This window comes from Gordonia sp. p3-SID1431, from assembly GCF_025143765.1.
In the GTDB taxonomy this organism is placed as follows: domain Bacteria; phylum Actinomycetota; class Actinomycetes; order Mycobacteriales; family Mycobacteriaceae; genus Gordonia; species Gordonia hongkongensis.
The window spans coordinates 1-9,490 of sequence record NZ_JAMBDT010000147.1 but is presented as its reverse complement, the minus strand read 5'-3'; the positions used below and the strand labels follow the sequence as shown (position 1 = coordinate 9,490).

The following is a 9,490-nucleotide window of genomic DNA, read 5'->3' as shown; positions in this document are numbered from 1 at the left end:
CACTTCCACCATATGTCGACGACGGGGGCTTGCCGCAAGGCCCTGGTGGCCGTGCACAATCGCTCGACGACGACGAGACGCAGGAGGCCATCGATGCCCGAGAGTGCAGACCACCCCGACATGGCGGGTACCCCGGAACGATTCCGGGTGCACGAGTCCGGGGCCTACTTCCACGGCACCCGCGCCGACCTCCGGGTGGGCGACTTCCTGACCCCCGGTCACCGATCGAACTACCGGCGCGAGCACATCTCGAACTACGTCTACATGACGAAGGTGCTCGACGGCGCGGTGCTCGCGGCCGAGATGGCGGTGGGTGACGGGCGCCCCCGGGTCTACGTCGTGGAACCGCAGGACGACGTACACGACGATCCGAACGTCACCGACAAGAAGTTTCCCGGCAACCCCACCCATTCCTACCGGAGCGGCCAGCCGGTCCGGGTCGTCGGCGAGATGATCGACTGGGTGGGACATTCGCCGGAATACCTCCGACAGTTCCGCGCAGGATTGGAAGCACTCCGGCAGCGGGGCGAAGCGGTTCTGTACGACTAGCCCGGCCGTCACGACATTCTCGCCGCGACGGCGGCGCTCCGCGACCGGTCATCGGCCGCGGAGCGCCTGCTGCAGAGTCGAACTCACGGATCAGGGAAAGATGTTCTCCAGCGATCCGAAGGCTCCGCCGGCACCCGATGCGGCGAAGTTGGTGGTGCAGCCGTTGAACGAGACGTTGTCGACATTGACCTTGCCGGTCTTTTCGTTGGGCTGACTGGAGATTCCGTAGTGGTCGACCACGGTGGTATGGCCCTCTGAATTGGCGGCCTTCACCAGATCATCCAGGGTGGCGTTGGTGCCTCTCTTGATCGTGCCGAGATCTCGGGTGGACCACCACTGGTCAGATCCGCCGGCATCCGCCTTGCCCGCACCAGCCGGAACGGTCCAGACGAGCGTCGCAAATCCATTGCTCTCACCGGTGTTGGCCCCGGTCACGCGGAGTTGCCAGTTCGCCTGACCGTCGGACTTGTTGAACGTGAGCGGCTTCGTGATGGCCTCCGTCAGCTTGAGCTGCCCGGCACTCTTGTACGACGCCTGGCGCGGTGTCTGCTCTGTCGTCACGAACTCGAGAGACCCGTCCTGATCAACAACATTGGTCGCCGTCACCTTGCCGGCCTGGCCGCGCTCGTCACCGAACGTGTTGCCCCACCCCGCCGGATTGGCCGGAGTGGAGACCGTGGCACAGTTCGCCTCCGATACGGGGGCTGCGGTTGCCACCGCGGGAGCGATCAGAGCCGCGACCCCGAGGGTCGCGCCAGCCGTCGTCACACGAATGAGATTTCTTCGCACTGGTTCTTTCCTCCTTTGTCGTTCGGGTCCATCGAACTCCCGCAAGCTAACAAAGGGATTAATCAGATACCAGCGCGATTAAAGGCATCTGAATGAGGAACACCTTTACACAGCGAACCTGACCTGCACGCACAGTGCATCAGTGGACCATGTCGCATGTTCGCTTTTAAATCCGGAAATCCCGGCTATCTGCCTATTCCGCACCTCCCGGTGACTGTGCGCCGAATCCCATTGACTGTGCATCGAATTTCGTTGACTGTGTGCCGTATTTCGTCAATTGGACTCGTGGACTCAGAGCGTCGTCGCAATCCCACCGTCGACCGGAATGACCGTCCCGGTGAGGTAACAGCCGGCGCGGCTGGCGAGGTACACGACCGTGCCGATCATGTCGTCGGCTCGACCGATACGCCCCAGCGGGGAGGCCGCGGCGACCTCGTCGCCCAGCTCGGCCAGGATCGGCGCCATCATCTTGGACTCGAAAGGACCTGGCGCGATGGCGTTCACGGTGACATGACGCGGTCCGAGGTCCCGCGCGAGATGCCGTGTCAGCTGATGGACGGCCGCCTTGCTCGACGAGTAGGAGTACGACGCGGTGCGCGGCACCCGGATCCCGTCGACGCTGCCGATCATGATGACCCGCGACGGGTTCTCGGCAGTCGCAGTACCGGTCAGCAACGGCAACAGTGTCTGCGTGAGCACGAACGGCGTCTGGACGTTGAGCTTCAGCACCCGGTCCCAGGCGGAGTCCGGGAACTCCTCGAGCGGCGCACCCCAGGTCGCGCCGGCGTTGTTCACCAGGACGTCGAGGGTGTCGGTCTCCGACGCCACCTGCTGCGCGAGGGTTCGTGCACCCTCGGGCGTCGACAGATTCGCCTGTAACGCAGTCAGTCCCGCGGCGCGCGCCTCGGCCAGCGCGTCGTCATTGCGACCGGTGATGAGGACCCGTGCCCCGCGGTCGTGCAGTCCGTGGGCGATCATCGCCCCGATACCCGACGTGCCGCCGGTGACCAGCACCGTCTTGCCACTCACATCGAACAGGTCAGAAGTCATCGTCGTCGGTACCTCGGTGCTCGTTTCTCCAGGAAGGCGGCGGTCGCCTCGCCCCGATCTTCGGTCATAGCCGTGATCATCTGCTGCCGGTTCTCGAATTCGACCGTGGCACTGAGTCATTCCGTCTCGGAAGACCGCCCCACAGAAACGGACAGACAACATATCGCTCGCGCCGGGCCGCTGTCGGGCGGTTTTCAGCACAGGCGGCGCGAGCCTGCCTACCGATACCCAGCCGCGCGGAGGGCAGCCATCAGTTCCGACCGCGACCCGGCATCGAGCCGGCGTCGGATCCGGGCGACGTGATGCTCGACGGTCTTCGCAGAGATGTACAGGCGCTCACCGATTTCCCGGTAGGTGAAACCCTGCAGCAGTTCGTGGGCGACCTCGGCCTCGCGATCGGTGAGCGGCCCGCCGATCAGTGGAGTCAGCCGCCGATCTTCGCCGGCCGAGCGAGCGGTGTCCAGGAGGCCGGCCGCGGTCGCGGGATCGTCGGCGCGGGACGCGGCCATACCCGCGAGGCGCGCTGCCTCCCAGTGCAATCCGATGCTCCGTAGCGCTTCGACGGCGGCGGTGACGGGTTCCGTTGATTCGCCGGCGTCGTTCAGCGCGACCCAGGTGCGCGCACCGGTCGACAACGACCCGGCCGTGCGGTTCTGCGCCGCGGCGAGGTCGAGACGAGTCAACCGGTGCGCCACAGCGGACTGGTCGCGCGTGATGGCAACGGCTTGGACGCCCGCGAAGTCCCACGACGCCGACCACGCCGGGGGGTCGCCAAGATCCGCGAGCAACCGGTCGGCTGCGTGCACATACCGCGCAATCGCGGGAATCTGACCCAGTCGCGCTGCGGCGATCCAGAACTCGCCGAGCGGACGCAACAGGTAGAGGTCCACCTCGATGGCGGCGAGGAGCGACAGGCCGTCCTGCCACGCGGCCGACAGCGCGGACAGGTCACCGTGGCGCCGGGCCAACCCGAGCCGGATGGCCTGCACCCGAAAGCGTTCGGACATCCCCTGCGGTTCCGCCGTCGGGAGCAGACGCGCCGCCGCTTCGAGATCGCCGACGGTGAGCGCGGCCTCGGCGTCGAGAATGGTGCGGGCCGGCTCCGCCGCCACCGTCCGGATCGATTGCGCGGCAACGGTGTCGCCGAGGTTCAACGCCACCGCGGCGGCCGCGTGCAGAATTCGGGCCGCAGACGGGCCTCGGGACGACGTCGCTCCCGCTGAGATCCCGCGCACCACGACGTCGACCGCGTCGCCGGTACTCATCTCGGCCGTGTCGTCGAGGGTGGCGAGCAGCCCGCGGACCACCAGCGACCGTGTGGCCCGACTCGCCACCGGCGCGCGGCCACGATCGGCCGCGCCGATGGCCGTGGCCGCCGCGCGGTCTCCGACCGCGAGCAGGGCGACTGCAGCCGACAACGACTGCGATGCAGAAAGATCGGATCCCGTCCAGCGGTAGAGGTCGGCGGCGTGCGAGGCGAGTCCGCGCCGCGCCGCGACTGCGGCGGCGAGCTCCACCCACTCCGCGACCCATTCGTCTGTGGGTACGGCCGACTCCAGCCGACGGTCGGCCGCGGCACCCGCACCGTCGAGATCCCCCGATGCCAGGGCACGCTGGGCCATCAGGAGCCGGACGTCATCACGCCCCGGCTCCACCCGATCGGCGGCCTGCAGGAGGACCACCGCCCGCGCCGCGGTCGCGTCGACCGCGCCGACCAGCAGCGCGTCGACGATCCGCGGGTCGTCGACACCAGCCTCGGCCGCGAGCAGCGCGGTGTCGGGGGTGAGCTCGGTCGCACGCAGTCCGACGACGACCGAGTTGCGTCGTAGCTCGTCGATCTGCTTGTCTCCCAACACATCACGCAGTGGACCGGCCGCAGCCGAGACGAAGACGTCCGCGCCGCGTAACAGGCCGCACCCGCGAGCCCGGTCGACCGCCTCGAGCGCGGCGGCTCGGTCGGTGCCCGCCGCTTCGGCGACGCTGTCGGGGTCGAGGGGCGCCCGGACCGAGGCGAGGGCCAGCACCGCGAGCGTGAGCGGATCGAGTCCGCGCAGCAGCCGATGGTGCCACTCGCGGGACACCCGATCGACGACGGCGATTTCGTCGGCCCCCGGCTCGTCGAGGACGCGCGAGGCGCTGCTCGAAGTGCTCCGGAGCGCCCGCAGCACAATGTCGATGGGAGCTCGCGCACCGCCACAGCGTCGACGGATCAGCGATGCCGTGGTCGGCGCGAGGGTCAGCCCGGCGCGGGTCGCGCGGGTCAGGACATCGGCGGTTCCGAGCGCCTCGAGTTCGAGGACCGCGCCGAACGGTCGGGCGCGGTCGCGCAACCGGCGGACGTTCGGGTCCAGTTCCCGCGGTTCGATCGTGGCGATCAGCCCGATCGTTCCCGCGTCGAGCATGCCCAGCGCGGTCTCGAACATGGCCACCGGCCACAGATGCATGTCGTCGGCCAGCACGAACACGGGACCCGCGCCGTCCGCGACGGGCAGCCCCACACTCACCGGGAGGTCCAGTCGTCGGAGTTGTTCGTGCACGGCGTTCAGCAGTGCCGAGCGTCCGCTGCCGGGGGTGCCGACGGCCACGGCGCACAGCGGATGGCCCGAGTGCGCGCGATCGACGATGCCCGCCACCCACGACGAGGTGCGCGACGCGGCCGAGGACGGGTCCGGACGGTCACCGATCGTGGAGACCGGTGTCGTCGGGGTCATCGAACGGTCCAGGGGTGACCGGGGAGTCAACGGATTCAGCAGTCGATGCCGACGACGCCGGTGACGCCGCACAGCACCCGGCCGGTGCCGTCGAGGACCCCGCCCGGGGTGATGCCGCCACCGCCGGTGTCCGGTTCGGGGTAGTCCGGCGCCGGTGCAGGCGCTGGTGCCGGAGCCGGAGCGGGCGCTGGTGCTGGTGCTGGTGCGGGCGCTGGAGCAGGCGCGGGCGCCGGTGCAGGCCGGCCGGGGGTGCTTCCGGGCGCGGGGGCACCGGCAGACGAGGCGCCGGGCGGCGGGGCGCCGGCCGCGGTCCGTCGCGGCGCATCGGTGGCGGTACCCGGAGCCCGGGTTCCCGTACCGGTCACCGGTGCCGCGGTGGTGCCGGGACGCGCACCGGTCGCGGTGGTGCCCGGCGCGCCACCGGGGTTCTGCGTCGAGGTGGCCGTGGTGGTCGCCGCTCCCGCGGGTGGGGGCGTCGCCTCGCCGACCGAGCCGACGAGTCCGGTACCGACGGAGAGTCCGGTTGCGGTGACGAGCGCCAGTGCGGCGGCACCGACCGTGATCAGGGTGCCCCGCTTACGACGCGAGAACCGGGGAGCGGGCTCGGCGACCGGGGTGCTCGGAGCCGGGACGATCTCGCGGAGCGGCCGCTCCTCGGGTGTGGCCGAGACGAGGGCCGCGGTCGTCGCGGCGGTCGTCGCGGCGGCCGGAGCGATCGCCGACCGGCGCGCGGCGAGCGTCGTGCCGGCCATCAGTGCACCGCCGGCTGCCGAGGCGGACGCGGGATCGGGGTCGAGGACTACCGGCAGACGCAGGGTCGAGGACAGCATTTCGGTGACGAGCGGGATCGCCGCACCGCCGCCACCGAGCAGGACCGCGGACACCCCGGCCGGCTTCATCCCGGGGGCCGCGTGCGCGCCCGACGAGTCGTGGCCGACGGCGGACGCGGAGACCGCTTCACGAACCAGCGCAACCGCCTCCGTGACCGGTGCGCGCAGCAGGTCCTCGATGTCGTCCCGGACCAGCCGCGCCTCGGTGCTCACCTGCCCGATCCGCACGTCGACGACGGTGTCGGTGTCGACCGACAGAGACTCTTTGGCCCGGCGGCACTCTTCCCGCAGCCGGTTCACGTCGTCGAGGATCGCGCCGCTCCGGGCCGGGTCGGCCAGACCCGCGTCGACCTCGGCGTCGGCACCGGTCACCCGCAGGGTGTGCGCCAGCAGCAGGCGGTCGAACTCGTTGCCGCTCACGGTGTCCAGATGCAGCGGACGGCCGACCGGGACCGGATCGGAACCGGTGGCCAGGACGGAGGCGGTGAGCCCCGCGGCGCCGAGATCGCAGACGACGACCGCGCCGACGCCGAAGGCGCCCTCGGCGTGCTCGGCTGCGGCCAGGGTCGCCCGTGACTCGGGCACCCAGGTGATCGCGTCCGCCGGCACCGAGTCGGGGTGGGCGCCAAGTGCCGCCCGGGCGTCGTCGACGGCCTGATCGGACCAGTTGTCGGGGTGCACGACGGTCAGGTGCACGTCGTCGGACGGTGTCGAGTCGACGCTGTCCGTGCCGAGGTCGAGCCGAGCGACCAGCGCCGCGACCGCGTCGGCGTAGAGGTCGGCCGCCGCGATCGTGCGGCCGTGGTCGTCGAGCATCGGGACCGGGTCGCCGACCCGTCCGAGGAAGTCGTCGGCATCCACCAGAGCGGACGTCTCGACCGAGACCGCGCCCTCCCAGGACTGTTCCGAGGCGGCTACCGCCACGCTGTTCGCGGACCCGATCTTCACACCGATCCCGATGGCCATGACGCTCACTCCTGTTCGCACCTGCAGACGGTGGGCGGTGACGGTGCCGCGTCGTGCGGGCAATCCGTCGATGTCACGTGCCCCGGCCCCGGCGGCGCACTTCACCCAGTGTGTCGCGGACCGGCCCCCTGGTGTTAGCCCTGGCCGGGGATTAGGGGGAAAGTCCCGACCCCCCTATGCCGGCGGCGCCCGGACCCCGGACCCCGGTCGAAATCCCCCTGGGGGATGACCCACCCCCCCGGTCGTCGGCAGGACTGGGGATTTACCCCGATGTCGTCGGGCCCCGAAGTCCATACGGTCGAACTCGACACGGGATCGAACTGCGATCTCCCCGACGCAAGGAACGACGCCATGGCGACCAACGCGGTACTCGACTTCATCCTCGGTCTGCTTCGCGACGAGGAATCCTTCAACGCCTACTGCGGCAATCCCCAGGCCGCGATCGATCGCGCCGGACTCACCGGCGTCACCCCCGCCGACATCTCCGCAGCCGCCCCGCTGGTCGCCGGAGGCGGTCTGGCCGCAGGCGGCGGCCTCGGTGCGATCATCGGTGCCGGCGGTGGGGCGGTCGGCGCCGGCGGCGCGGTCGGTGGCGGCGTGATCGGCGGCGGTGGCGTCGGAGTCGGCCTGGGCGGCCTCGAGTTCGGCGACATCAACGTCGGCGGCGGAGACGTCAACCTCGGTGACGTGAACCTCGGCGGCATCGGTGGGCTCGAACTGGGCGACCTCGACCTCGGTGGAGTCGATCTGGGTGGAATCGGTCTGGGCGACATCGACTTCGGCGGTCTCCTCGGCGGCATCGGATTGGGCGACATCGACCTCTCGGGTCTGTCCCTGGCCGATCTCGACCTCGGCGGTATCGCATTCGGTGACCTCGACCTCGCGGGCCAGCTGGCCGTCGCCCTGGGCGCGGCGCTGTCCGCGGGCCTGGGCGCCGGCGGCGCGATCGCCGCGCAGTTCGGTGCCGCGCTGGGAGCCGCGCTCGAGACGGTCGTCGACGGTGGCCTCGAGCTCGCCGCAGGCATCGGACCGGTCATCGCCGGGACGCTGGCCGGCGCGATCGGCGCCGAGGGCGCCCTGGTCGCCCAGCTCGGGGCTTCGCTCGACGCACTCCTCGCCGCAGGCGCCGACCTCGGGCTCGGACTCGGGGGCGGTCTCGCCGCGCAGCTGTCGGCGGCGCTCGAACTGGGTGGCGAACTCGCCGGCTCGTTCGGCGCGACGCTGGGCGGTCTGCTCGGCGCCACGATCGGCGCGGGCGGCGCACTCGGCGCCGACCTCGCGGCCGCGCTCGGTGCCGGTCTCGGTGCGGGCGGCGCGCTCTCGGCGGTACTCACCGGCGCGCTCGGTCTCGGCGCCGAACTGTCCGGCGATCTGACCGCCGCGCTGACATCCACTCTCGATGTCGCGGGTGACCTCTCGGCGACGCTGTCGGGTCTGCTCGACGCGCAGGCCATCGCCGACCTGTCCGGCGAACTCGGCGCCACCCTCAGCGGCGCTCTCAGCTCGACCCTGGCCGCGGGCGGCACCGCTGCCGCCTCCGTCGGCACCGCACTCGGTGTGGCCCTGACGTCGACGGCCGCGGCGACCGGCGGACTGGTCCTGACCGGCGCGGCCGGCGCGAACGCCGTCCTCGGTGGCGCCCTGACCGCCGTCCTCGGTGTCGGCGGCGGCGCTCAGGCCGGGCTCGCCGCGGCGCTCGAATCCGTCCTCGAAGCCGGCGGGATCGTCGACGTCGAGGCCCTGATCGAAGCCGGCGGCGATCTCAGCACAACTCTCGCCGGCGCTCTGGCTGCCGGCCTCGAAGTCGGTGGCGAAGCCGCCGCCGGTCTCGGTGCGGCCCTGGGCGGCACGCTGGCCGCAGCCCTCGAAGGTGGCCTGGCCGCCGATCTCACTGCCGGGCTCGGCGGTGCCATCGACGCCGGTCTCGGTCTCGGCGGGGCGCTCGAAACCGGCGTCGGCGGCGCTCTCGAAGCGGGACTGGGACTCGGTGCCGGACTGGGCGCGGGTCTCGGTGGCGCGGTCGAGGGCGCTCTCGGCGGCGGCCTCGGGGTCGTGGGCGGCCTCGGCACCGAACTCGGAGCCGCGCTCAACGGACTGTTGTCGGCCGGCGCCGGCCTCGACACCGCGCTGAGCACCGTGCTCACCGGTGTCCTCGGCGCGGCTGCAGGCGCCGACCTGGGGGCCGCCCTGGGTGGCGCCCTCGAACTGGGCGGCGTCCTCGGCGCCGACCTGAGCGGCCTGCTCGAGGGCGGACTGGCCACCGACCTGGCCGCGCAACTCGGCGCGATCGTCGGTGGCGGCGGTGAGCTCGCGGGCGAGCTCGGCGCCACCCTGGGCGGCGTGCTGGGTGCGGCCGCAGGCATCGAGGGCATCCTCGACGCCGCCGCCGGTGCCGGCCTGAACGTCGGCGAACTGCTGGCCGCGGACCTCGGCGGTGCACTCGGCGTCGACGGCGCCCTCATCACACAGCTGGGCGGGGCGCTGGACGCCGCACTCGACGCCGGCGCGGGACTGGGCCTGGTGACCGAGACCGCCGCCGACCTCGGCGGAACCCTCGAGGCCGTGCTGGCTGCGGGCGGGGATGTGGGTGCCGAC

At 71.5% G+C, this 9,490-nt stretch carries 6 protein-coding genes; 2 read left to right on the top strand and 4 right to left on the bottom strand.

Annotation, left to right across the window (positions count from 1 at the left end; genetic code table 11):
* The first annotated feature begins 120 nt into the window (after positions 1 to 120).
* Positions 121 to 549, top strand: a complete 429-nt coding sequence (gene arr, locus M4D77_RS22565) for an NAD(+)--rifampin ADP-ribosyltransferase (protein ID WP_396266613.1) — start codon at positions 121 to 123, stop codon at positions 547 to 549.
* Between the two features lie 90 nt (positions 550 to 639).
* Here arr and M4D77_RS22560 read toward each other — a convergent pair whose 3' ends face one another.
* The 4 genes from M4D77_RS22560 to M4D77_RS22545 all read right to left on the bottom strand — a co-directional run bounded on the left by M4D77_RS22560 (position 640) and on the right by M4D77_RS22545 (position 6,895).
* A complete protein-coding gene (locus M4D77_RS22560) occupies positions 640 to 1,338 on the bottom strand; it encodes a hypothetical protein (RefSeq protein WP_396266612.1) in 699 nt (232 codons plus the stop codon).
* A gap of 291 nt (positions 1,339 to 1,629) precedes the next feature.
* Positions 1,630 to 2,388 (bottom strand): SDR family oxidoreductase, encoded by a 759-nt coding sequence (locus M4D77_RS22555; RefSeq protein WP_137811056.1) that lies wholly within the window; start codon positions 2,386 to 2,388, stop codon positions 1,630 to 1,632.
* 218 nt (positions 2,389 to 2,606) lie between these two features.
* Entirely contained in the window at positions 2,607 to 5,099 is a 2,493-nt protein-coding gene (locus M4D77_RS22550) for a helix-turn-helix transcriptional regulator (RefSeq protein WP_137811055.1), read from the bottom strand.
* Positions 5,100 to 5,134: 35 nt separating this feature from the next.
* Positions 5,135 to 6,895: an Hsp70 family protein gene (locus M4D77_RS22545; protein ID WP_259937484.1), complete on the bottom strand. Its 1,761-nt coding sequence runs from the start codon at positions 6,893 to 6,895 to the stop codon at positions 5,135 to 5,137.
* A gap of 351 nt (positions 6,896 to 7,246) precedes the next feature.
* Here M4D77_RS22545 and M4D77_RS22540 point away from each other — a divergent pair.
* The coding region (locus M4D77_RS22540; RefSeq protein WP_259937483.1) for an IniB N-terminal domain-containing protein at positions 7,247 to 9,490 on the top strand (2,244 nt) is incomplete at its 3' end.